Annotated in this window: 22 protein-coding genes; 15 read left to right on the top strand and 7 right to left on the bottom strand. The window is 61.8% G+C overall.

Annotation, left to right across the window (positions count from 1 at the left end; translation table 11 throughout):
* Positions 1-32 precede the first annotated feature (32 nt).
* Positions 33-764: a rhomboid family intramembrane serine protease gene (locus tag MKZ91_RS20255; RefSeq protein WP_336172878.1), complete on the top strand. Its 732-nt coding sequence runs from the start codon at positions 33-35 to the stop codon at positions 762-764.
* 253 nt (positions 765-1017) lie between these two features.
* Positions 1018-1446, top strand: coding sequence for a CBS domain-containing protein (locus tag MKZ91_RS20250; RefSeq protein ID WP_336172877.1), 429 nt, complete (start codon positions 1018-1020; stop codon positions 1444-1446).
* 196 nt (positions 1447-1642) lie between these two features.
* On the opposite strand, the gene MKZ91_RS20245 is transcribed toward MKZ91_RS20250, so the two are convergent.
* The 3 genes from MKZ91_RS20245 to folE form a co-directional block, all read right to left on the bottom strand.
* The gene (locus tag MKZ91_RS20245; protein WP_336172876.1) at positions 1643-2602 is read right to left on the bottom strand and encodes a patatin-like phospholipase family protein; all 960 of its coding nucleotides are present in this window, start codon (positions 2600-2602) and stop codon (positions 1643-1645) included.
* 401 nt (positions 2603-3003) lie between these two features.
* Positions 3004-3456 (bottom strand): phosphoribosyl-AMP cyclohydrolase, encoded by a 453-nt coding sequence (gene hisI, locus MKZ91_RS20240; RefSeq protein ID WP_336172875.1) that lies wholly within the window; start codon positions 3454-3456, stop codon positions 3004-3006.
* Between the two features lie 23 nt (positions 3457-3479).
* Positions 3480-4097: a GTP cyclohydrolase I FolE gene (folE, locus tag MKZ91_RS20235; RefSeq protein WP_336172874.1), complete on the bottom strand. Its 618-nt coding sequence runs from the start codon at positions 4095-4097 to the stop codon at positions 3480-3482.
* Positions 4098-4437: 340 nt separating this feature from the next.
* Here folE and MKZ91_RS20230 point away from each other — a divergent pair, with 340 nt between their 5' ends.
* The 6 genes from MKZ91_RS20230 (at position 4438) to MKZ91_RS20205 (ending at position 9264) form a co-directional block, all read left to right on the top strand.
* Positions 4438-4884, top strand: coding sequence for an iron-sulfur cluster assembly scaffold protein (locus MKZ91_RS20230; RefSeq protein ID WP_336172873.1), 447 nt, complete (start codon positions 4438-4440; stop codon positions 4882-4884).
* 1 nt (position 4885) lies between these two features.
* Positions 4886-5260, top strand: coding sequence for a membrane protein insertion efficiency factor YidD (gene yidD, locus MKZ91_RS20225; protein ID WP_336172872.1), 375 nt, complete (start codon positions 4886-4888; stop codon positions 5258-5260).
* On the top strand, positions 5257-5685 hold the full coding sequence (locus MKZ91_RS20220) for a DUF2267 domain-containing protein (RefSeq protein ID WP_336172889.1): 429 nt from the start codon (positions 5257-5259) through the stop codon (positions 5683-5685). The genes yidD and MKZ91_RS20220 overlap by 4 nt, the downstream gene beginning before the upstream one ends.
* Positions 5686-5697: 12 nt before the next feature.
* A complete protein-coding gene (locus MKZ91_RS20215) occupies positions 5698-6237 on the top strand; it encodes a DUF1697 domain-containing protein (RefSeq protein WP_336172871.1) in 540 nt (179 codons plus the stop codon).
* A gap of 125 nt (positions 6238-6362) precedes the next feature.
* A complete protein-coding gene (thrS, locus tag MKZ91_RS20210) occupies positions 6363-8345 on the top strand; it encodes a threonine--tRNA ligase (RefSeq protein ID WP_336172870.1) in 1983 nt (660 codons plus the stop codon).
* A 79-nt stretch (positions 8346-8424) separates the two neighbouring features.
* Positions 8425-9264, top strand: coding sequence for a lysophospholipid acyltransferase family protein (locus MKZ91_RS20205; protein ID WP_336172869.1), 840 nt, complete (start codon positions 8425-8427; stop codon positions 9262-9264).
* A 34-nt stretch (positions 9265-9298) separates the two neighbouring features.
* On the opposite strand, the gene MKZ91_RS20200 is transcribed toward MKZ91_RS20205, so the two are convergent.
* Positions 9299-10309: a hypothetical protein gene (locus MKZ91_RS20200; RefSeq protein ID WP_336172868.1), complete on the bottom strand. Its 1011-nt coding sequence runs from the start codon at positions 10307-10309 to the stop codon at positions 9299-9301.
* 100 nt (positions 10310-10409) lie between these two features.
* Between MKZ91_RS20200 and MKZ91_RS20195 the strand changes: the two genes are divergently transcribed.
* Together MKZ91_RS20195 and MKZ91_RS20190 are read left to right on the top strand one after the other, a co-directional pair.
* Complete coding sequence (locus MKZ91_RS20195; protein ID WP_336172867.1) at positions 10410-10994, top strand: nitroreductase family protein; 585 nt, start codon at positions 10410-10412, stop codon at positions 10992-10994.
* Positions 10994-11596: a flavin reductase family protein gene (locus MKZ91_RS20190; protein ID WP_336172866.1), complete on the top strand. Its 603-nt coding sequence runs from the start codon at positions 10994-10996 to the stop codon at positions 11594-11596. The genes MKZ91_RS20195 and MKZ91_RS20190 overlap by 1 nt, the downstream gene beginning before the upstream one ends.
* An 11-nt stretch (positions 11597-11607) precedes the next feature.
* On the opposite strand, the gene MKZ91_RS20185 is transcribed toward MKZ91_RS20190, so the two are convergent.
* A complete protein-coding gene (locus MKZ91_RS20185; RefSeq protein ID WP_336172865.1) occupies positions 11608-12309 on the bottom strand; it encodes an aldolase/citrate lyase family protein in 702 nt (233 codons plus the stop codon).
* A 74-nt stretch (positions 12310-12383) separates the two neighbouring features.
* Between MKZ91_RS20185 and MKZ91_RS20180 the strand changes: the two genes are divergently transcribed.
* A complete protein-coding gene (locus tag MKZ91_RS20180) occupies positions 12384-13523 on the top strand; it encodes a DUF2336 domain-containing protein (protein WP_336172864.1) in 1140 nt (379 codons plus the stop codon).
* Positions 13524-13702: 179 nt separating this feature from the next.
* Here MKZ91_RS20180 and MKZ91_RS20175 read toward each other — a convergent pair whose 3' ends face one another.
* Positions 13703-14113, bottom strand: a complete 411-nt coding sequence (locus MKZ91_RS20175; protein ID WP_336172863.1) for a hypothetical protein — start codon at positions 14111-14113, stop codon at positions 13703-13705.
* Between the two features lie 228 nt (positions 14114-14341).
* Between MKZ91_RS20175 and MKZ91_RS20170 the strand changes: the two genes are divergently transcribed.
* Entirely contained in the window at positions 14342-14812 is a 471-nt protein-coding gene (locus MKZ91_RS20170; protein WP_336172862.1) for a GNAT family N-acetyltransferase, read from the top strand.
* 122 nt (positions 14813-14934) lie between these two features.
* Here the strand turns inward: MKZ91_RS20170 and parE are convergent, their stop codons facing one another.
* Positions 14935-17004: a DNA topoisomerase IV subunit B gene (parE, locus tag MKZ91_RS20165; protein WP_336172861.1), complete on the bottom strand. Its 2070-nt coding sequence runs from the start codon at positions 17002-17004 to the stop codon at positions 14935-14937.
* A 246-nt stretch (positions 17005-17250) separates the two neighbouring features.
* Here parE and MKZ91_RS20160 point away from each other — a divergent pair, with 246 nt between their 5' ends.
* The 3 genes from MKZ91_RS20160 (at position 17251) to MKZ91_RS20150 (ending at position 21025) form a co-directional block, all read left to right on the top strand.
* Positions 17251-18135, top strand: a complete 885-nt coding sequence (locus tag MKZ91_RS20160) for an alpha/beta hydrolase (RefSeq protein WP_336172860.1) — start codon at positions 17251-17253, stop codon at positions 18133-18135.
* A gap of 128 nt (positions 18136-18263) precedes the next feature.
* On the top strand, positions 18264-19706 hold the full coding sequence (locus MKZ91_RS20155; RefSeq protein ID WP_336172859.1) for a UbiA family prenyltransferase: 1443 nt from the start codon (positions 18264-18266) through the stop codon (positions 19704-19706).
* Positions 19703-21025 carry an FAD-binding oxidoreductase gene (locus tag MKZ91_RS20150; RefSeq protein WP_336172858.1) on the top strand — a complete coding sequence of 441 codons (1323 nt, stop codon included), beginning with the start codon at positions 19703-19705 and terminating at the stop codon, positions 21023-21025. Before MKZ91_RS20155 ends, MKZ91_RS20150 begins: the two co-directional genes overlap by 4 nt.
* Positions 21026-21093: the final 68 nt, after the last annotated feature.

The raw sequence follows: 21093 nt of genomic DNA, 5'->3' as shown, positions 1-21093 counted from the left end.
ATCGAACGGGCGCATCGATGGAAGAGAGCAGCATGGAACGAGATCAGACGGCAACGCCACCGGAAGCGGAGCGCGACGGCGCTGCCAGCCCGGCGCGTGAACCCGCCTTCAATCTGCCGGCGGGGCTGACTTTCATCCTCCTGTTCCTCATCGCGGTCCATGTGCTGCGGATCTATGTCCTGCCGCCTTCCGTCGACCAGGAAATCATTTTCAATTTTGCCTTCTTGCCTGCACGGTACGATCACCCGCTTGCCGAGCAGGGGCTCGCATGGCTCTGGAGCCCGGTGACCTATTCGTTCCTGCACGGCAGCTGGGAGCACCTGATCTTCAACATCTTCTGGATGGTCGCATTCGGGGCTCCGGTCGTACGGCGGATCGGCATGGGGCGGCTCGCGGTTTTCTGGTGCCTTTCGGCTGCCGCAGCCGTGGCACTTCACACCGCGTTTCACTGGGGCGAGATGATCGTGGTCGTCGGTGCCTCGGGGGTCGTGTCTGGTTTCATGGGTGCGGCTGCGCGATTCGTCTTTTCGCCGAGCGGCCGGATCAGTCGGCAGTTTGCCCATCTCAACCGCCGGCTGACAGTTTATGAGGCGCTGGCGAACCGCTCTGTGGTCATGTTTGCCGGGATCTGGTTTCTCACCAACTTCCTGATCGGCCTCGGCATGTTCACGCCTGGTGGCGCAGGCAGTGTCGCCTGGGAGGCCCATATCGGCGGTTTCCTCTTCGGCTTTCTCCTCTTCGGTCTGTTCGATCCTCGCGACTGACAATGTGAAAGATCGGCGGATGGCCGCTGTAACCGCTTGATTTCCCCAAGGCGCTGGCGCACCATTTGTTACGGTCGCCATCAAATGGCGACCCGTGTAGGCCGGGTATCGAAGGCCCGTCCGCGTCTGAGGAGCACGCGGGCAGGTCGTCCACAGCGGCCAGGGTACAGGTTCCATCGCCCGACCGTACCGCACGAGAGACGGCTGGAACTTTCCCTGCCGACCCGGTGTTGTCGCAACGGGAGATGTGCGCATGTCAGTAAAAGCAATACTCGATGAAAAGGGCCGGAATGTCGTATCCGTCGGCCCTCAGATGACGGTCCAGCAGGCTGCCATCCTCTTGCGTGACAATCATATCGGTGCGGTCGTCATCCTTGACGCGGACGATCAGATCGCAGGCATCCTCACCGAGCGTGACATCGTCGCGGCAATTGCCAAGCAGGGAGCGACCTGTCTCGAACGGCCGGTCGCAGCCGTCATGTGGCAGAATGTCTATTGCTGCACCGAGGAAATGTCCGTCCAGACGCTGATGGAGATGATGAGCAAGCTCAGGGCGCGCCACCTGCCGGTCGAAAGGAATGGCCAATTGGCGGGTATCGTATCGATCGGTGACGTGATCAAGCACCACATCCGTGCGATCGAGCACGAGACCGAGCAGATAAAGGCCTATATCGCCGGCTGATACCGGGAAGGGCGGCCCGCGCCGCCCTCTTTCACCGACTTGGCTTCGGACTCACCGTTGCGGTGAGGGTAATGCATTTGTGCTGCATCCCGCGCGGTCCGTCCGCTCGCGGCAAAGCGATTTTAAGAGCTGCCTTTTCTGCAGACGATTGGCGCGAGACGATTGAACGCGCGTTCCCTCACGACACGCGCATTGCTCAGCGAACGAGGACTTCCTGCATCCGACGAATCTCGACCAGCCTGGCTTTCGCCTCGTGGTAACCACGATCGATCGCCTCGCCGGCACGGTGGAATTCGGACAGGCCGATGTCGTTGAGCTTCGGATGCAGCGCCAGATCCGGCGGATCACCGGCAAGCCGGGCTCGTGAGATGCGATCCTGGATGATGTTGAAGGCCTGGACCATGACGCTGGTCATGCCGAGACGCGAGTGGTGTGCCACTTCCCTTGCTGGGTCGTCCGGCGATCCCGCGCCCGCACTGTGCTTGACGACGGCCGAGCGGCCGTAGAGGTCGTAGTTCAGGTTGACGGCCACAACGAGTTGTTGCTCGTGAGCACGGCAGACGGAGACGGGCACCGGATTGACGAGCGCCCCGTCGATCAGTGTGCGGCCATTCGCCTTGATCGGCTCGAAGATGCCGGGCAGCGCATAGGAGGCGCGGATGGCGGTGATCAGCGATCCCTTCTCGAGCCAGACTTCATGGCCGCTATGGACTTCTGTGGCAACGGCAATGAACGGCCGGTCGAGGCCCTCGATGCTCAGGCCCTCGAGGTGTTCCTGCATGCGTTTGGTCAGTCTCAGCCCGCCGAAAAGACCACCGCCGCCAATGGCAAAATCGAGCAGTCCGGCGATGCGGCGTACGGTCAGGGAGCGGGCGAAAGCCTCGAGTTCGTCCAGCTTGCCGGCAAGGTAGCAACCGCCGACGAGCGCCCCGATCGACGTTCCGGCGATCATGCCCACTTCGATGCCTTCCTCGTCGAGCGCGCGCAGCACGCCGATATGGGCCCAGCCGCGAGCAGCACCCCCGCCAAGGGCGATCGCAATCTTTGGACTTTGCGGCGGTGTCGCAGGTTCTGGCAGTGTGGTGGATATCGATGCCCCGTCCGGGCCGGACAGATCTGAAATCTGGTTGCTACGCGTAAAAGTCCAGTTCAACATCCGGCACCTCCAACACCGCCGAATACTCCGCAGCGCGACACGTCGATGAGAATGCGCGAGGGTCGCTGGGGCAATTCTTCACTGACTAAACTGTCCAGGAGCGGGTTCGATCCTGAAAAAAATGCTACTCGCCGCGCGCGTCTTGAGGAGGCTCCGCCAAGCCGGCGCTGGTGCCGGCCTCGTCTCATTCCATTGCTGAAAGACTGGCACCATTCTCTAGGTATATCACCGATCCCGTCGCCGATTGCGGCACGATCGATAAACATTGGATACAGTTTGCAATACAGTCTGGGACGCCAATTCCCGTTGTCTGCCTTGTATCCCTGCATAAGGATTAGGCGCCCGCTTGGTTTCCAAAAGGTGAATGTAGCACATGCGCGCACCGAAAAGATGCGCAATGCTTAATTTTTATCATAGATCTCGGCGGGATCGAAGTGCCTGTGGTCATCGGTAATCGTGACCACGGCCTTGCCGTCCTTCATGCCGACCGTGCGGTAGAAGCAGGAGCGGCGGCCGGTGTGGCAAGTGGCGTCGTGGCCGGCGACCGAGACCTTCAGCCAAATTGCATCCTGGTCGCAGTCGGTGCGGATTTCCCTGATTGTCTGCAGGTTTCCGGAGCTTTCGCCTTTCTTCCAAAGGCTCTTGCGCGAGCGACTGTAGTAGTGGGCCACGCCGGTCTCGAGCGTCAGGGCTAGCGCCTCGGCATTCATGTGAGCGACCATCAGCAATTCGCCGTCCCGGGCATCGGTGACGACGGCGGTGATCAATCCCTTTTCGTCGAAGCGCGGAGTAAAGGCCGGACCGGATTCCAGTTCGGCCTTGTCGGAGGAGGGGGCGTCGAAGGTGAGCGTCATGAAAGGCTCCGTCTGTCGGAGCCTTACCGGAAGCCCCTGATCATGGTCATGAACCGGGCCTGTTCGGCCGGCTCCGTCTGGAACGTACCCGTAAATGTGGTGGTGAGCGTTGTCGAGCCTTGCTTCTGCACACCGCGCATCGCCATGCACATATGCTCGGCCTCAACCATGACAGCGACGCCGCGCGGGGCAAGCGACTCATCGATCGCCTTGGCGATCTGCGCCGTCATCGATTCCTGCGTCTGCAGCCGCCGGCCATAGATGTCGACCACGCGGGCAATCTTGGACAGGCCGAGAACGCGGCCGTTGGGCAGGTAGGCGACATGCGCCTTGCCGATAATCGGCACCATATGATGTTCGCAATGCGAATAGAACGGGATGTCCTTGACGAGCACCATGTCGTCGTAGCCGGCAACCTCCTCGAAGGTGCGACCGAGCACGTCTTCCGGGGCAAGATCATAGCCGCTGAAAAGCTCGCGATAGGACTTGGCGACGCGTGCCGGCGTATCCTTCAAGCCTTCGCGTTCCGGGTCTTCGCCGGCCCAGCGCAAAAGAACGCGCACGGCCTCTTCCGCTTCCTTCTGGGTCGGGCGGTCGCTCGCATTGTCGAGCACGGGAAAATTCTTCACTATGGCATCCATAATGGCCTCTTTGCGCAATACGGGATTGCTTGACGTTTTATCTTTCGGACAACTCGCCACTGGCCATTCGCCTAACCCTGCAGGCTTGGGTTCCGTTGGCGGGCTCCGGGGCTTTCGGGTCCTGGCTTAGCAGTGCACTGGACCTTCCGGCACGGTTTCCCAAACAACAGGCGACATTGTTCCTCTTGCGGAACTGTCGCCCCAACACGACATAGCATATAGTATGGTGCCACAGAGATGAAAGAGGCGGAGCGTGTCGCGTCGTGCTTTTTTCCTGCCTACCGGAGAAAATCATGCGTCGATCATTCAAAACCGCGAAAAATCAGTCGGATCGCGTCACATGATGGATGACATCTACAACAGCCGCATTCTTGAGTTTGCCGGCAATATCCCACGCATAGGAACGCTTGCCGACGCGGATGCGGACGCGGCAGCCCATTCCAAACTTTGCGGCTCCAAGGTGCATATCTGGCTGAAGATGGACGGTGACGTGGTTGCCGATTTTGCTCACGAGGTGAAGGCTTGCGCGCTCGGCCAGGCGTCGTCCTCCATCATGGCGCGCCACGTGGTTGGCGCCGGAGCCGAAGAAATACGCAAGGCGCGCGAGGACATGCTGGCCATGCTGAAGGCTGACGGCGAGGGGCCATCCGGGCGTTTCGAGGACATGCGCTTCCTGCGTCCCGTCAAGGACTACAAGGCGCGGCACGCCTCGACGATGCTGACCTTTGACGCTGTTGTCGATGCGATCGAGCAGATCGAGGCCAGGCGACAGCTCGCGGCCGTCTGACATGTGCGGCGAACCGGATTGTCGTCATGCAACGAACGAACGGACAAAGCCTGCCGTCCGCGGCCGAAACTGGAATGGTCCGTTTCGCAAGACGCCGGGACGGCTGATCGGAATGGCGCTGATCCGCGCCTACCAGCTGACCCTTTCAGGCTTCATCGGCAATTCCTGTCGGCACCTGCCGACCTGTTCGGAATATGGCTACGAGGCGATTGCCCGCCATGGCTTTTGGGCCGGCGGCTGGATGACGCTGTTTCGCGTGGCGCGGTGCGGACCAGGCGGAACACACGGTTTCGACCCGGTGCCGGAACGTCTCGAGCCTCGTCTCACTTGGTACGCGCCGTGGCGCTATTGGCGGCCGCGGCCAAAGGCTGGATGACCGCCATGTCGATGCCGATGGAATATCGCCAGGCATCCGCGGATTTTGACCGCTTCCTGCTGGACGCCCGTGACATCGCCGGGCTGCAGACGACCAACCAGGCCTACACGATGGTCCAGGCGGTGCTGCAGACCTTTCGCAGGAGACTCGACCTGGAAGAGGCCATCCTGTTTGCTGACGTTTTGCCGCCGGTGCTTCGGGCAATCTTTGTCGCCGAATGGGACGTCGAAGAACCGAAAATGCCGTTTGCCGGCCGCATCGCGATGACCCGGGAAGTGCAGTCGCTGCGCCCCGACCACAACATTTCGCCGGACAGTGCCATTGCAGACGTGGCTGCCGCCTTGCGTCGCAACATCGATGAGGCGAAGCTCGACCGGGTCCTGGCAAGGCTGCCCGCGGGGGCCGCGGACTTCTGGCGCGCCTGACCTGGAGAAAAGATGAACAGCTACGTCGCCTTGCTCTACAGCATCGTTCTTGGTCCCGGGCGTCGGGTTGTCATGGCGGATCTCAAGCGAATGGCGGAAGGACTCGGCTTTCGCGAGCCGCGCACGCTGGTCGCGACCGGCAATCTTATATTCCAGTTCGGACAAACGCCCATCCCCGACCTCGAAACGCCGCTTGAGCAGGCTTTTCTTGAGACGTTCGGCCGGCACGTCGACATTATCGTCCGGTCTGGTGCCGGCTGGCGGGCGCTAGCGGCATCCAATCCCTTCCACGAGGAGGGCGAAAAAGATGCGACCCAGGTACATGTCCGCGTGATGCGTGAGCCGCTGACGGAGGCAGTGCTCGCGGACCTTCAATGCTACTGTGTCGCTGGCGAACGCCTTGCGATTATCGATGGCGATCTCTGGGTGCATTTCCAGGGAAAGGCGAGCGAATCGAAGCTGTTGGGCGCGATGACGACAAAGCGGCTGGGCATCGGCACGTTCCGCAACTGGAACACGGTCAAGGGCCTCGCCGACATGTTGCAAGGCTAGTTCGCACGGCCGCCCTTGCCTTTACTCGCCTTCGAAAACCCTTTATCAGGCCAGCTTCCATTCACCGGCACTGCCGGCCAACCATACCACCCGCATTCGTTGGCGGGACTGGATAGGAGATGATCATGTCGAATCCCGTTTCCCTTACTTTTCCTGATGGCTCGGTCCGCGAATACCCCGCGGGAACGACCGGCCGCGACGTCGCCGAAGCAATTTCGAAGTCGCTTGCCAAGAAGGCCGTCGCCATTGCCCTTGACGACGAGCTGCGCGATCTGTCCGATCCGGTCACCAGTGGCCGGCTCGAGATCGTCGTGCGCGACGACAAGCGCTCGCTCGAGCTTATCCGTCACGATGCCGCGCATGTGATGGCAGAGGCCGTGCAGGAACTGTGGCCGGGAACGCAGGTGACCATCGGTCCGGTCATCGACAACGGCTTCTACTATGATTTTGCCCGCAACGAGCCGTTCACGCCTGACGATCTGCCGCTCATCGAAAAGCGGATGAAGGAGATCGTTGCGCGCAACAAGCCCTTCACCAAGGAAGTCTGGTCGCGTGACAAGGCCCGCCAGGTCTTCGCCGACAAGGGCGAGGCCTACAAGGTCGAGCTCGTCGATGCGATTCCGGAAGGCCAGGACCTCAAGATCTACTACCAGGGCGACTGGTTCGACCTCTGCCGCGGCCCGCACATGGCCTCCACCGGCCAGATCGGCACGGCCTTCAAGCTGATGAAGGTGGCCGGTGCCTACTGGCGCGGCGACAGCAACAACGCGATGCTGACCCGCATCTACGGCACGGCCTGGCACACCCAGGAAGAGCTCGACCAGTACCTGCACGTGCTCGCCGAAGCCGAAAAGCGCGACCATCGCCGCCTTGGCCGCGAGATGGATCTCTTCCATTTTCAGGAAGAAGGCCCGGGCGTCGTGTTCTGGCACGGCAAGGGCTGGCGCATGTTCCAGACGCTGGTCGCCTATATGCGTCGCCGGCTTGCCAACACCTACCAGGAAGTCAACGCGCCGCAGGTGCTCGACAAGTCGCTCTGGGAAACCTCGGGCCACTGGGGCTGGTACCGCGACAACATGTTCAAGGTGACGGTTGCCGGTGACGAGACCGACGACGACCGCGTCTTCGCGCTGAAGCCGATGAACTGCCCCGGCCATATCCAGATCTTCAAGCACGGCCTGAAGTCCTACCGCGAGCTGCCGGTCCGTCTTGCCGAGTTCGGCAATGTCCACCGCTACGAACCGTCGGGCGCTCTGCACGGCCTGATGCGCGTGCGCGGCTTCACACAGGACGACGCGCACGTCTTCTGCACCGACGAGCAGATGGCGGCCGAATGCCTGCGCATCAACGATCTCATCCTCTCGGTCTACGAGGACTTCGGCTTCAAGGAAGTGGTGGTCAAGCTCTCCACCCGTCCGGACAAGCGCGTCGGTTCCGACGAACTCTGGGATCGCGCCGAAAGCGTGATGATGGACGTCTTGAAGACGATCGAGGCGCAGTCGGAAGGTCGCATCAAGACCGGCATCCTGCCGGGCGAGGGCGCTTTCTACGGTCCGAAGTTCGAGTATACGCTGAAGGACGCGATCGGTCGCGAATGGCAGTGCGGCACGACGCAGGTCGACTTCAACCTGCCGGAACGCTTCGGTGCCTTCTACATCGACAAGGAATCGGAAAAGCGCCAGCCCGTCATGATCCATCGTGCCATCTGCGGATCGATGGAGCGCTTCCTCGGCATTCTCATCGAGAACTTTGCAGGCCACATGCCGCTCTGGGTCTCGCCGCTGCAGGTGGTGGTCGCGACGATCACGTCTGAAGCGGACGACTACGGTCGCGAGGTTGCCGAGCTCTTGCGTGATGCAGGCCTCACCGTCGAGACCGACTTCCGCAACGAGAAGATCAACTACAAGGTTCGTGAGCACTCGGTAACGAAGGTTCCGGTCATCGTCGTCTGCGGCAAGCGCGAAGCGGAAGAACGTTCGGTCAACATCCGTCGTCTCGGCTCGCAGGCCCAGACCGCGATGACGCTTGACGAGGCGATCGCCTCGCTCGCCTTCGAGGCGATGGCGCCCGATCTCAAGCGCAAGGCAGAAAAGAAAGCTCGGGGTTAATACCCCGGGCACTTGCTTTGTCAGCAAACTGTCATATTAGCGGAATATCCGGATAAGATCGTATCCATCGGAGATTTCCGTGCAGTTCAAAGAGCTGTCCTACGCCAATGCCAACGACCGGCGCCTCAAGCGCTGGTTCATTCGCTCGGTAGAAGGCCTGTCGGGCCGTAACCGCTATGCCAAGCTCTATACGCGCTGGCGGTCTGACATTGTCGGCAAGAGTGACCGGGTCTTCGGTGGCATGCTGCAGCTCATCGATGTGAAGTTGCGCACGGAGGGGGAGTGGCCACCGCGGCAACTGCCCGATACGCCGCTCGTCATCGTCGCCAACCATCCCTTCGGTATCGGCGACGGTATTGCGGTGCTGGCGCTCGCCGAACAGCTCGGCCGGCCGTTCCGTGTCCTCATCAACAACGAACTCTTGAAGGTGCCGGAAATGGCGCCTTACTCCTTGCCGGTGTCGTTCGAGGAGACGAAGGAGGCGCTGGCCGTCAACATGGCGACGCGCCATGAAGCGCTGCGCCTTCTAAAGGAAGGCGTCACCATCGTGATCTTTCCCGCCGGCGGCGTCGCTACCGCGCCCAAGGGCTTTGGTCGGGCGGAAGACCTGCCGTGGAAGATCTTTCCGGCAAAGCTCATTCAGGCTGCGCGGGCGAGTGTCATCCCGATCTACTTCGAGGGACAGAACGGTCCCATCTTCCATCTGGCCAGCAAGATCTCGCTGACGCTCAGGCTGTCGTTGCTGATCCGCGAATTCCGCCGCCTGTCGGGCACGACGATCGCAGCACGCATCGGTCGTGTCCTGACGCCTGAAGATCTCGGTGCCTGTGGCGACCGCAAGGATGTGCTGGCGCGGATCTATGACGCGGTCTTCTCGATGGCGCCGCCACGCCGGCGATTCCTGAAGCGAGCAGGTTGACGTAACGTCAATTGGCCGCCGTTAGAGCAGGGCGTCAGTCCGCCGCGTCGGAAATTGCACCCGGATTGGTATTGGCGTCATTGCCGCCGCTGCTGAGCAGCACTTCCACATCGGTGTTTAAGCCGGCCTTCACCATGAAGTCGCGCTCGTAGATCTTGTCCTTGTAGCGTGCCACGGCGGAATAGCTGCCTTCGAGCAGGACCAACGTCGGGAAGGCGCCGTTTTCTTCGTCCACCGTATCGCCTGCGGACGTCAGGATCGTCCAGGCGGTGTTGGCGATCGCTTCTCCGCCTGGTTCCGAGACAAGTTTGAGCGTCAGCTTGGCGGCACGATGCTGGATGGTCGCTTCGGTCAACTTGCCGGCTTCGACCTGGATGTCGGCGGCGGTCGATGCGTTGGTGGAGCCATAGCTTGACGTAACGTGATAGGTGCCCGCCCCAAGTCGCACAACCGTGTTCGGTTTCACATCCGACATGATGAGAGCCCGCTCGCCATCGCTCTTGGTGTCGGCCGAATAGACCGAGAAGCTGAGCTCTGCTGGCGGGATGCGCACGTCGCTGCCGGAAACGGCGTTGAGCTTGATGCCGCCGGCATCGAGCACCAGAACCTGTTTTTCGAGCGTGCCTTCCTCGGGCACGCGGATCTTGCGCGTGGCGGCCGCACGGCCGAACGAGACATTGACGAAATAGTCGCCAGGAACGAGGTTGAAGGCTGTGGAGCCGCCTTCCGAGGTCGCAAGAAGCGGCAACTTGCCGTCGCTTCCCGGGATCGGGCTGAACACGCGCCAGGTCAACCCGGCCTCGACGGGGCCGCCCTTTTCGGCGAGCAAGGCCTCGAGTTTCACATCCTTCAGGGTACCGTCCGCAATCGGATCTGACGCCATCGGGCTGAAGCCCGTGAGCTTCGGCATCTTGCGTGGGACCGCAATCGAGGGAAAGCTTTTGAAGGCCTGCGTCGCATCTTCAGCGAGAACGCTTCCCGCAGCGACCGTGGCGACAAGCATCGCGAGACCGGTTCTGAGGAAAATACGAGAGCACGGACGCATGAGAACAGTTGACTTCCTGACTGAGTGACTCCACTTGGGACGCCGATATGGCATTTTCGTGGCTGCCTGTGGGGCGGCAAATTAGTGGAATTCATCGGACATGAAAACCGAAATTAAGCTTGTGGACTACCTCACGTCCCGCCGCTCGATCCCTGCGTTCCAGATGGGCGAACCCGGCCCCGGCAAGGCCGAAGTCGAGGAGATGCTGAAGCTTGCCTCGCGCGTACCGGATCATGGCAAGCTCGCCCCGTGGCGCTTTATCGTTTACCGCGGCGAGGAAAGGGTGCGCATCAGCGCCGAGCTGAAGGCAATGGCGCTTCGGCTGAAGCCGGATCTGTCCGAGGAGATGATCAAGGTCGAGGAAACCCGCCTGTCGCGTGCGCCCGTCGTCGTCGCCGTCGTCAGCACCGCCGCACCGCACTTCAAGATCCCCGAATGGGAGCAGGTGATGTCGGCCGGTGCCGTCTGCCTCAACCTGCTGATGGCCGCCAATGCTCTTGGCTACGCCTCCAATTGGCTGACCGAATGGTATGCGTTCGACGAGCGGGCCTATCCCTTGCTTGGCGTCAAGCCGGGCGAGAAGATCGCCGGCTTCATTCACATCGGCACCGCGATGGTGCCGCCGACCGAGCGGCCGCGCCCTGAGCTTGCCGAGATCGTTACCTGGGTCGGGGAAGGTGCCTGATGTTCTACGATACGGCCTTAAACCGTCATGGGCTGTCGCATGACCCCTTCAAGGCCATCGTCTCGCCACGGCCGATCGGCTGGATCGGCACGCGTGCATCGGACGGTTCGCTGAACCTCGCGCCCTATTCCTTTTTCAACGCCATCGGCGATCGGCCGAAGCTCGTGATGTTCTCCTCGAGCGGCTACAAGGACTCGGTTCGCAACATTGAGGCGACCGGGGAGTTCACCGCGAGCTTTGCCAGCCGCAGTCTCGCAGAAGCGGTGAACGCGACGTCGGTCGCAGCACCGCATGGCGACAGCGAGTTCGAGATTGCCGGATTGACGCCGGTCGAAGGCACGCTGGTGAAGGCGCCTTTCGTTGGCGAGGCCTTTGCGGCGCTCGAGTGCCGCATGACCGAGACGTTTCGCCCGAAGGGGTTGGATGGCACGCCGTCCGACAATTATGTCGTCATCGGCCAGGTGGTCGGTATCCACATCCGCGAAGAGGCGATCCGCGACGGCCGTTTCGACATGGCGACGGTCAAACCGCTCGCCCGTCTCGGTTACATGGATTACTGCGACGGCGGCGACGTTTTCGAGATGATCCGTCCGACGCGCTGATGGACTGGGTTTTACACGTCGCTGAGAAAGGTGGCCTGCTCGATCGAATGGCAGCCAACCGAGGCGAAGCCGTTGTCCCTGCTTTTCGCAAGGGCCTGCCGGGTCCTGGTCTCGTTGTCGCAGCTGGTGGGCAGAACCTCGTAAGCGGGAATGCCCGCATGGCTTGCCTTCAGCACCACGGCTGCGCGCGCGGCGAGGATTGGCGCTGCCGTGCGCTCATGGGTTTCGGCCGTGGGTTCTTTGCAGCCGACCAGTGTTGCCAGTGCCGTGCCGTCGAAAATCAAAGCGTCCAGACGTTTTGACGATCCCGCCAGTGTGTGCGCGGACAACAGGCCCCCGGCCGAACCGCCAAACTCCGCATAGAGCCGGATCCGATTGGAAGCGATGCCCATTGATGCTTCGGCAACCTGCAGCATCACATCAAGCCGCTGGATGTCAGAGCGCCCCGCGCATTCGGAAAGAACGAGGCCGTCGACGCCGCTGTCGAGCAGCCGGTTGAGATGCTCCTCGCTCAACTGACCGGCAGGCGCGACGCGCGCAAGCAGCGAAAAGCTGCGACCGGCTAGCTGAGCCATGCCGACAAGTACCTCTTTGCTGCAGTCGATGCCAACGACGACGCCGGCAAACCTGTTGAGGGCCGCGACATCGACATTGGTCGCTGCACTGTCGGCAAGAAGCAACGGCTTTATGGTTTGGAGGCGGTTAACAGACATGGTGAACCAATCTTAAACCTTTGCCTGCTAGGGTCGGAACATCAGATGGCATTGGCGTGTCTAGTGGGGCGTAGGTGATCATACAAGCATTTCTTCGCTGGGTGGAAACGGCGAGAACGGGTGAGCGAACCCGCGCCGCCAGCGCTCTCGGCCGCGCCTATGTCGATGCGCAGATGAATGGCCTTGATCGTCGTGCGGCCGAGATGGCGATGACCTTCCTGCTCGATGATCCTTCACCCAAGGTCCGCCATGCGCTGGCCGATGCGCTTTCCGGCTGCTCGACCGTGCCGCGCGCAATCATTCTTGGCCTTGCTGCCGACCAGCCCGAAATCGCCTATGTCGTTGTCTCGCGTTCGCCGGTCCTTACCGATGAGGACCTTGTCGATCTTGCCGCACGAGGTACTCCGGAAACCCGCGCGCTGATCGCGGCCCGCAGTTTTGTCTCTCGCGCCGTGTCTGCCGCGATCGCCGAAATCGGCGACGAAGAAGAAATTTTGATCCTCTTGGAAAATGCTGGCGCTCAGGTGCCGCGCCGCTCGCTGAAGCGGATTGCCGAGCGCCTTGGCTGTTCGGCCGCCGTGCGCGATCTGCTTCTCGGCCGCACCGACCTGCCGAGCGACGCCCGCCACGCTCTTGTCGAAGAGGTGGGCGCTGCCCTTGCCGCCTTCGGCCTGGTCCAGGTGGCGATCGGCGAGGCGCGGGTGCAGCGCGTAACGCGCGAGGCCTGCGATGTCGCAGCAGTCGGCATGGCAGGCGCGCTTGCCGTTGAGGAATTGCCCGGACTTGTCACGCATCTGCGCGAGACTGGGCGGCTGACACCCGCGTTCCTGCTGCATGCCTTGGTCACCGGCCGGGCGGAGTTTTTCTCAGCAGCAATCGTCGATCTCTCGGGTGTTTGCGACAAGCGCGTGCGCTCGATCCTGTCCGGTGGTCGCATTCATTCGATCCGGGCGCTTTTCGAGAGCGCCGGGCTTGGCCGCGACGTGAGCGAAGCATTTGCCGAGGCCGTGCTGCTTTGGCGTCGCGACGGGAGTGCTCACGGTGGCGGCGTGGCATCGTCCGTCTCGTCCACGCTGCTTGCCCGTCTTCGAGGGCAGCGCTCGACGTCTCCGGCATTGACGGCAATGATCGACCTGCTCGAGCGGCTGGCCTTTGCCGAGGAGCGTCAGTCGGCCCGGGACTATGCCCTGCTGGCAGCCCGCCAGGCGGCCTGATCCCAATCGTTGCACTTGTCATCGGCCGCCATTCTGCCCAATTAGCGACGGGCCTGTGAACGCGACCAGCCACAAGGCGCTCGACCCGGCGAATTCAGGTGAAACATCTGTGGCCGTTTCCGGCATCGGAGTGTCGGTCGCCGCGCTGCCGGGCACCTGTTTGAACAAGATCGGATCGCCTACTCGGTGAAGCGGCGGGCAACCCAGGAATAGCCGTCCTCGATATAGTGCACGGGCTTGCTGACGATCGTTTTCAGCTTCTCGCGATCGGGCATGGCGCCTTTCAGGAAGGCGAGCGTCCGCTTCGGCAATCCCGGCTCCGGCTCCGTTGCTTGTTGCGGCGGCGTTTGCGGTAGGGGTTGTGGCACAGCCGGCGCAAGGTCGACCGCGGCAACGGCTGGCGCGGTGCTTTCGCAGACGGCAACGACGACCGGGTAGTTCGCATTCGAAAACTTCGGCAACTGCGCCTGCGAGGCGGTATCGCACTGCGCGATCGAGGGCCATGTGCCGTTGACCGTCGAAATGTACTGGCATTGGCTGACGTCGTGGTCGCAGCCGAGAATGGTCATGACAATCAGAGCCGCTTGCATGGTGTACCTGCGTTCCATCGGGGAGTGGCATTGTTGTGCAGTCAACCTATGACTGCCTGATTCTCCCGGAAATAGGGCAAAGCACGGAAGGCTGAGGAACAATTTGTTTCAGATCGTCAGCCGGATTGATGCCGCCGCAACAGGGTGATGCGCCAAATGACGTATTGGCCTGCGGGACCGTCGACGGTAGGTTGGTGATCGAGATCGCCGACACCAAGGAAAGACCGATTGCCCGCCGTAACCATCGCCCTCGAGCCGCCACGCCAAGCCGCCATCATACGGCTCTTGGAACTCTCCGACGCCTATGCTGCCTCGCTTTATCCTGCCGAAAGCAATCATATGGTCGACCTGTCGAGCCTGGAGCAACCGGCGGTCTCATTTTTCGTGGCGCGGCGTGAGGGCGATATCGTCGGCTGTTGCGCGCTCGTGGATGCCGGCGACGGAACTGCCGAAATCAAGCGCATGTTCGTCGATCCGCAGGCGAGGGGGCTGAAGGTTGGCAAGCTGTTGCTCGGGGCGCTGGAGGAACGTGCGCAGCAACTGCAATGCAGGGCGATCCGCCTCGAAACCGGCATCTATCAGCCCGAGGCCATCGGCCTCTATAAGGCCGCCGGCTACGTCGAGCGCCCGCCGTTTGGCAGCTATCAGCCGGATCCGCTGAGCCTGTTCATGGAAAAACCTGTCGACCCTGCCGCCTGACCCGGTGCAAGGGGGCGCGGGCTGAAACGCAAACGGCGGCGACTGGCCGCCGTCTCGGATTTGACAGGTTGGAACATGGAACGCAGCGCCAACCTTGCGGCGCCTTCCCCGGGCCAGCGTCCTTAGATGTCGAGATTCTCCGCAAACACCGCCCGTTCCTGGATGAAGCGGAAGCGGGCGTCGGCCTTGGTTCCCATCAGGTTGTCCACCGCCTCGCGCGTGCCTTCGAAATCGATTTCGTCGATCTCGACCTTCAACAGCGTCCGGAACTTCGGATCCATCGTCGTTTCCTTGAGCTGCGCCGGCAGCATCTCGCCAAGACCCTTGAACCGGCCGACCTCGACCTTGCCGCGGCCATTGAATTCGGTCCGCATCAGTTCCTCGCGGTGCGCGTCGTCGCGCGCATAAAGCGTCCTCGAACCCTGGCTGAGGCGGTAGAGCGGCGGTACGGCCAGATAGAGATGGCCGCCGCGGATCAGCTCCGGCATTTCCTGGTAGAAGAAGGTGATCAGCAGCGAGGCGATGTGCGCGCCGTCAACGTCGGCATCGGTCATGATGATGACGCGCTCGTAGCGAAGATCCTCGTCCCGGTACTTGGTCCTCGTGCCGCAGCCGAGCGCCTGGATCAGATCGGCGATCTGCTGGTTGGCGCCAAGCTTTTCACGGCCGGCGCTGGCAACATTGAGGATCTTGCCTCGGAGCGGCAGGATCGCCTGGTTGGCGCGGTTGCGCGCCTGCTTTGCCGAACCACCTGCCGAATCCCCTTCGACGATGAAGAGTTCGGCACCCTCGGCAGTATTCTGCGAGCAGTCGGCGAGCTTGCCCGGCAGGCGCAGCTTGCGCACCGCCGTCTTGCGGTTGACTTCCTTTTCTTTGCGCCGGCGCACGCGCTCTTCGGCGCGCTCGACCACCCAGTCGAGCAGCTTGGCGGCTTCAGCGGGATTGTCGGCGAGGTAGTGGTCGAAGGGGTCACGCAGTGCGTTTTCGACGATGCGCTGCGCCTCGACGGTCGCGAGCTTGTCCTTGGTCTGGCCGACGAATTCGGGCTCGCGGATAAAGACCGAAAGCATGCCGGCCGCCGAAATCATCACGTCATCGGTGGTGATGATTGCCGCGCGCTTGTTCTGCGTCAGTTCGGCGTAGTTCTTCAAGCCCTTGGTGAGCGCGATGCGGAAACCAGCCTCGTGCGTGCCGCCTTCGGGCGTCGGAATGGTGTTGCAGTAGGAGTGAACCTGCTGATCGCCGCCGTACCAGGTGACCGCCCATTCGAGCGAGCCGTGACCGTTGGCCTTTTCCGACTTGCCGGCGAAAATCTCGCGGGTGACGGTGAATTCCTTGCCGAGGGTCGCCGCCAGGTAGTCCTTGAGGCCGCCGGGGAAGTGGAAGACCGCCTTGTCGGGGATTTCCGAGCCTTCTTGCAACAGCGATGGGTCGCAGGACCAGCGGATCTCGACGCCGCCGAAAAGATAGGCCTTCGAGCGCGCCATGCGGAAGAGCCGGCCGGGCTCGAAATGGGCGTGCGGGCCAAAAATGTCCGGATCCGGATGGAAGCGAACGCGGGTGCCGCGGCGGTTGTGCACGTCGCCGAGCTCTTCGAGCCCGCCCTGCGGGATGCCGCGGGAGAACCGCTGACGATAGAGCTTGCGATTGCGTGCAACCTCGACTTCGAGCGCATCGGAGAGCGCGTTGACGACCGAGACGCCGACCCCGTGCAGACCGCCCGAGGTTTCATAGGCCTTGCCGTCAAACTTGCCGCCGGCGTGAAGCACGGTCATGACGACTTCGAGAGTCGACTTGCCCGGAAATTTCGGATGGTTCTCGACCGGGATGCCGCGGCCGTTGTCGGTCACTGTCAGGAAGCCGTCGGCATCGAGATTGACCTCGATGAAGTTCGCATGGCCAGCGACCGCTTCGTCCATCGAGTTGTCGATGACTTCGGCAAAGAGGTGATGCAGCGCCTTCTCGTCGGTGCCGCCGATATACATGCCCGGACGCCGACGAACCGGCTCCAGCCCTTCGAGCACCTCGATCGCCGACGCGTCATAGTCGCTGCCATCGCTGCCGCGCGGGGCAGGGCGCGGCTCGTCGCTGCCCGAAGCGGGCGCGGTCGGCGGCTTGCGCGGAGGGGCTCCAGCTTCGGCAGGCTTCGGCTGCGGGGGCGCGGAGGAGAAGAGGTCGCTGTTGTCGTCCATGGGGCCGTTCGGGTCGTTCCTGTCACTTTGGGATGCCAGAGGCCATAGCAAGACCTCGACTTTGCCGCCATCCCCCGGCGGTCGAATCATCTGAATTCTGCCAGACTCTCACTGAAAGCGCGAACAAAAGGAGAATACTGGCGTCGGTCACAGGTGGAATGCTGCCTCTGCGGCCCTGTCACGGGGCAAGTGTTGCTTTGGCGCCCGTACGATGGCAAGGCTTCCGGCGAAAGAGGGAGCCCGTCATTGGCCGTGTCCACAACTGTTTTTCCGTTTCGCCGGCTTTTTCTGGCTGTTGCCGTCGTCGTCTCGGCTTCCGCCGCCCAGGCGCAGGCGCTGAAGCCCTTCAAGGATGAGCTGTTTTCCTATGGCAAGGTGCTGCAGCAAAATGATGGCGGCGACGATCTGACGGTTGATTATCAGGAACTGCGGGACATCAACGAACGCGACGAAATCCCGGAACGCCGGGTAAAGCGCGCGTATATCTCGCTCGGCGTGAAGAGCGAACAGGTCAACGAGACGCTCGAAATCGGCGGGCGATCGCTCGACGTGACGCGGGTCGGTCCGGACAGGGGTGCGGCGTTCACGGTCATCTTCATACACGGCCGCGGCGGTGATCGGCGGCTCGGTGCCAACGACTTTTCCTTCGGCGGCAATTTCAACCGGCTGAAGAACCTCGCCGTCGCCAATGGCGGTGTCTACTATGCGCCGAGCGTGCGCTCCTTCGATACGCAAGGTGCAGCCGACATCGCGGCCCTCGTCAAGCAGGCGTCCGAGCGATCCGGCGGCCGGCCGGTGGTGCTTGCCTGTGCTTCGATGGGCAGTTTCATCTGCTGGGGCGTCTCGCGCGATGCAGCCGCAGTGGCGGCTCTTGGTGGCATGATGGTCATGGGTGGTGTCAGCGATCCCGATTTTACCAAAAGCGCCGCCTACAAGGCGAAATTGCCCATGTTCTTCAGCCATGGCAGCCGCGACAGCGTCTATCCCGCCGAAAGCCAGAAGGGGCTTTACCGCACGCTCAAGTCTCAGGGCTATCCGACGCGCTTCGTGCTGTTTGAAACCGGTTCGCATGGAACCCCGGTTCGCATGACCGACTGGCGCGATGCGCTGAACTGGATCGGCAAGCGCTAACCGTCGCATGCGCGCTCGGCATTTGTTAACCAGATCGGCAAATTTCCGGGTGCAGCGGCGGCTCGCATTTCCACTCTGGAAAGTTGAAGGCGTCATGATGCCCGGCAACTATGGCTGGGATGGATTTCATGGACGCGCGCACCGAGACACGGCACATTCCGCTGTGTGTGGATCTGGACGGCACTTTGCTGGCCGCCGATACGCTTTGGGAAGGTGCTGCGATCCTCCTTCTGCGCAACCCGCTGATGCTGTTTCCCATGCTGTTCTGGCTTTCGAAGGGCAAGGGGCGGCTCAAGCATGAGGTGGCGCAGCGCTCCGGGCGGCAAGCGCAGGATTGGCCCTATCGCCAGGCGGTCATCGACCGGCTGACTGAGGAAAAGAAGACGGGTCGCGAAGTGGTGCTGGTCACCGGTGCTGCTCCGTCCGTTGCCAGGGACATCGCCGCCCATGTCGGTCTCTTCTCCTCGGTCATGCACTCGACGGAAGACCTCAATCTGACAAGCAGCCGCAAGCGCCAGGCGCTCGTCGAGCGCTACGGCGACGGTGCGTTCGACTACATGGGCAACAGCCGCGACGACATTGCTGTCTTCGAAGTGGCGCGGCGCGCGATCGTGGTGGCCCCGGATGCGGCGGCAGAAAAATGGCGCCGCGGCCATGACGCCGAGCGTCTCGATGTCGGCAAGACCAGCGCGCTGGCGCCGTTGAAGTCGATCCGGGTACATCAATGGGCGAAGAATGTGCTGATCGGCGTCCCGATGATCCTCAATCACGAGGTGTTGCACGTCGACGCGATTGTCAGCGTCATCATCGCCTTCTTTGCCTTCAGCTTTCTTGCCTCCGCGGTCTATGTCATCAACGACCTTTCAGATCTCGCGAATGATCGTCGCCATGCCAAGAAGCGCCACAGGCCCCTTGCCAGCGGTCAGATGTCGGTGCCGACGGCGCTTATTCTGGCGGGCTGCCTGATCATTGCCTCGTTGTCGCTGACCCTGCTGCTGCCATGGAAATTTGCCGCCGTTCTGGCGTTCTATGCCTGCGCGACGACGGCTTACACGTTCGTGCTGAAGCGCAAGCTGCTGGTCGATGTCTTCACGCTTGCCGGTCTCTACACCACGCGCATCGTTGCCGGCGCGGCGGCGACCGAGACGGAACTTTCCTTCTGGTTGGTGTCCTTCGCGATCTTTTTCTTCCTCAGCCTGGCGCTGGTGAAGCGTTATGTCGAGTTGAACGAATTCGACGACAAGGACGGCGGCAACGTGCCCGGGCGCGGTTATCTCGCCGTCGATTTCGAGATGGTGGGACAGGCAGGCGTCGCCTCGGCCTTCACATCGGCCCTTGTTTTGGCACTCTACGTGCACAGCAAGGAATTGCAGGAAATGTACACCACGCCCTGGGCGCTCTGGCCGCTTTGCCCGCTGGTGCTCTATATGCTCTTGCGCATCTGGATGCTCGCACGCCGCGGCATGCTGCATGAAGACCCCGTCGTCTTCATCATGCGCGACTGGCGCAGCCAGCTGACCATGCTGGTCGGCGCGCTTTTGATCCTGTTCGGAGCCATTGGGCCGCAATGACAGTTGAAGACCATGAAAGCTGGGGCCGCCTCGACAATCGTGTGCGGCCGGCCATTTTGCCTGACGACTATGAAGATCGGCTCGGAAATCTGGAGGCCAACGGTTACCTGCCGTTCGGAAACGGCCGCAGCTATGGCGACAGCTGCCACAACGACCAGGGCATGCTGATCGAAAGCCGCCGCCACGCCCGCATCCTGGCCTTCGATCCGGGCACCGGCATGATGACCTGCGAGGCGGGGGTGACGCTGCGTGAAGTTCTGGAGCGCGCGATCGAGCACCGCTTCTTCCTGCCGGTGACACCAGGCACGGCCTTCGTGACGGTTGGGGGCGCCCTTGCCAACGATGTGCACGGCAAGAACCACCACGCACGCGGAACTTTCGGTAACCACGTAACGAGCTTTACCCTGCTGCGCTCGAGCGGCGAAAGGCTGACCTGTTCGCCGGCGGAGAACCCGGACCTCTACGCCGCGACCATCGGCGGCATGGGGCTTACGGGGTTGATCCTGAAAGTCGACCTGCGGCTGATGAAGGTACCGTCGCCGCATGTGCAGCAACATGCTATCCGCTTCGAGAATCTTGACCAGTATTTCGCGCTCGTCGACCGTGTTGATGAGGAACACGAATACTCCGTCGCCTGGATCGATCAGCTAGCGACCGGATCGCGCACGGGCCGCGGTATTCTGCTTGCCGGCGATCATGCCGACGGCTCCTGCGAGCTGCCCGATATCCCCAAGGGAATGAAGCTCTCGGTGCCGCTTGCGCCGCCGTTCAATCTCTTGAACAGGGCGACGCTCAAGGCCTTCAACGAATACTATTTCCGCAAGGTGCAGCCGGGCGAGACCGTGAGTACGGTTCCCTGGACCTCCTATTTCTATCCGCTGGATGCGATCGGAGCGTGGAACAGGCTTTATGGACCGCGCGGCCTCTACCAGCATCAGAGCGTCTATCCCTCCGAGCGAGCGCCCGAGATCACCGCGAAGCTCATGGAAACCGCTCGGCGCGCGGGGCACGCCTCGTTCCTGACCGTGCTGAAGCGCTTCGGCGATATCAGTTCGCGCGGACTTCTGTCCTTTCCGCGGCCTGGTTTTACTTTGACGCTGGACTTCGCCAATCAAGGTGAACGGACAGTAAAGCTTCTTGATGCGCTCGATCGCATCGTGATCGAGGCTGGCGGAGCGGTCAATCCGTACAAGGATGCCCGTATGTCCCCGCAAGTATTTGAAAAATCTTTCGTTTCTTGGCGGCGACTCGAAGCGCTCCGCGATCCGGCGCTCGTTTCCAATTTCTGGAAGCGCACGGCTCTGGCTTTGCCAGAATGAGAATGCAGACAATTTTATTCAAATAAACGTTCAAACTTCACCGAAAATCCGTCTCTTGCCCGTAAGTA

Origin of the sequence: Ensifer sp. MJa1, assembly GCF_037026475.1 — a bacterium.
In the GTDB taxonomy this organism is placed as follows: domain Bacteria; phylum Pseudomonadota; class Alphaproteobacteria; order Rhizobiales; family Rhizobiaceae; genus Ensifer.
The sequence above is the reverse complement of the archived record's forward strand: the minus strand, read 5'-3'. Positions and strand labels throughout refer to the sequence as shown.

Coding starts and splice junctions, on each gene's coding strand:
- MKZ91_RS20255 (WP_336172878.1), top strand. CDS start 33: ATGGAACGAGATCAGACGGCAACGCCACCGGAAGCGGAGCGCGACGGC.
- MKZ91_RS20250 (WP_336172877.1), top strand. CDS start 1,018: ATGTCAGTAAAAGCAATACTCGATGAAAAGGGCCGGAATGTCGTATCC.
- MKZ91_RS20245 (WP_336172876.1), bottom strand. CDS start 2,602: ATGTTGAACTGGACTTTTACGCGTAGCAACCAGATTTCAGATCTGTCC.
- hisI (WP_336172875.1), bottom strand. CDS start 3,456: ATGACGCTCACCTTCGACGCCCCCTCCTCCGACAAGGCCGAACTGGAA.
- folE (WP_336172874.1), bottom strand. CDS start 4,097: ATGGATGCCATAGTGAAGAATTTTCCCGTGCTCGACAATGCGAGCGAC.
- MKZ91_RS20230 (WP_336172873.1), top strand. CDS start 4,438: ATGATGGATGACATCTACAACAGCCGCATTCTTGAGTTTGCCGGCAAT.
- yidD (WP_336172872.1), top strand. CDS start 4,886: ATGTGCGGCGAACCGGATTGTCGTCATGCAACGAACGAACGGACAAAG.
- MKZ91_RS20220 (WP_336172889.1), top strand. CDS start 5,257: ATGACCGCCATGTCGATGCCGATGGAATATCGCCAGGCATCCGCGGAT.
- MKZ91_RS20215 (WP_336172871.1), top strand. CDS start 5,698: ATGAACAGCTACGTCGCCTTGCTCTACAGCATCGTTCTTGGTCCCGGG.
- thrS (WP_336172870.1), top strand. CDS start 6,363: ATGTCGAATCCCGTTTCCCTTACTTTTCCTGATGGCTCGGTCCGCGAA.
- MKZ91_RS20200 (WP_336172868.1), bottom strand. CDS start 10,309: ATGCGTCCGTGCTCTCGTATTTTCCTCAGAACCGGTCTCGCGATGCTT.
- MKZ91_RS20195 (WP_336172867.1), top strand. CDS start 10,410: ATGAAAACCGAAATTAAGCTTGTGGACTACCTCACGTCCCGCCGCTCG.
- MKZ91_RS20190 (WP_336172866.1), top strand. CDS start 10,994: ATGTTCTACGATACGGCCTTAAACCGTCATGGGCTGTCGCATGACCCC.
- MKZ91_RS20185 (WP_336172865.1), bottom strand. CDS start 12,309: ATGTCTGTTAACCGCCTCCAAACCATAAAGCCGTTGCTTCTTGCCGAC.
- MKZ91_RS20175 (WP_336172863.1), bottom strand. CDS start 14,113: ATGCAAGCGGCTCTGATTGTCATGACCATTCTCGGCTGCGACCACGAC.
- parE (WP_336172861.1), bottom strand. CDS start 17,004: ATGGACGACAACAGCGACCTCTTCTCCTCCGCGCCCCCGCAGCCGAAG.
- MKZ91_RS20155 (WP_336172859.1), top strand. CDS start 18,264: ATGGACGCGCGCACCGAGACACGGCACATTCCGCTGTGTGTGGATCTG.
- MKZ91_RS20150 (WP_336172858.1), top strand. CDS start 19,703: ATGACAGTTGAAGACCATGAAAGCTGGGGCCGCCTCGACAATCGTGTG.